The organism is Streptomyces sp. Ncost-T10-10d, from assembly GCF_900091955.1.
Classification (GTDB): domain Bacteria; phylum Actinomycetota; class Actinomycetes; order Streptomycetales; family Streptomycetaceae; genus Streptomyces.
Genome location: NZ_FMDF01000014.1, coordinates 1 through 1,234, shown reverse-complemented (window position 1 = coordinate 1,234; position 1,234 = coordinate 1). Strand labels below are relative to the sequence as shown.

The window sequence follows — 1,234 nt, the reverse complement described above, 5'->3', positions numbered from 1 at the left end:
TTGGCGGTGGTGAAGGCGGGTGGTGCGTATCTGCCGGTGGATCCGGGGTATCCGGCGGAGCGGGTTGCGTTCATGCTTGCGGATGCGGTGCCGGTTGTGGTGGTGACGTCGGTGGAGGCGGCGCGTGTCCTTCCGGAGTCTGTTGCGGTTCCGCTTGTGGTGCTTGACGAGTCGTCTGTTGTGGCTGAGTTGGCGGTGGTGGGCGGGGGTGTGTTGTCGGATGCCGAGCGTGGGGGTGTGTTGTTGCCGTCGCATCCGGTGTATGTGATTTACACGTCGGGTTCGACGGGGCGTCCGAAGGGTGTGGTGGTTGAGCATCGTTCGGTGGTGGGGTTGTTGTCGTGGGCGGTGGGTGAGTTCGGTGGGGGTGCGTTGGACCGGGTGTTGGTGTCGACGTCGTTCAACTTCGATGTGTCGGTGTTCGAGTTGTTCGGTCCGTTGGTTTCGGGTGGTGCGGTGGAGGTGGTGCGGGATCTGTTGGTGTTGGCGGATCGGGATCGTGGTCCGTGGGGTGTGAGTCTGGTGAGTGGTGTGCCGTCGGCGTTCGCTCAGGTGGTGGCTGGTGGGGTTGATGCGCGGCCGCGGGTGGTGGTGTTGGCGGGTGAGGCGTTGACGGCGGATGCGGTGGCGGCGGTGCGTGGGGCGTTGCCGGGTGCGCGGGTGGCGAACATCTACGGTCCGACTGAGGCGACGGTGTATTCGACGGCGTGGTTCACGGATGTGGATGTGGAGGGGGTGGTGCCGATCGGGCGTCCGGTGTCGAACGGGCGGGTGTTTGTGCTGGATGGTCGGCTGGTGCCGGTGCCGGTGGGTGTTGCGGGTGAGTTGTATCTGGCGGGTTCGGGTCTGGCCCGGGGGTATCTGGGGCGGGCGGGGTTGTCGGCGGAGCGGTTCGTGGCGTCGCCGTTCGGTTCGGGTGAGCGGTTGTACCGGACCGGGGATGTGGTGCGGTGGAACGCGGACGGTGAGGTGGAGTATGTGGGGCGTGCGGACGAGCAGGTGAAGGTCCGTGGTTTCCGGATCGAGTTGGGTGAGGTCCAGGCTGTTGTTGCCGCTCATCCGCAGGTGGTGCAGGCAGTGGTGGTGGTCCGTGAGGATGTTCCGGGGGACAAGCGCCTGGTCGCGTATGTCGTCCCGGACGGCGGGAGCACCGATATCGCTCAGGACGTGAAGGATTTTGTCGCTGAGCGGTTGCCGGAGTACATGGTGCCGTCGGCGGTGGTCGTCCTGGGTT

General features: G+C 65.8%; 1 protein-coding gene. It reads left to right on the top strand.

Going from position 1 to position 1,234, the window contains the following annotated elements:
* The coding region (locus tag GA0115254_RS01595) for an amino acid adenylation domain-containing protein (protein ID WP_141720744.1) at window positions 1–1,234 on the top strand (1,234 nt) is incomplete at both ends.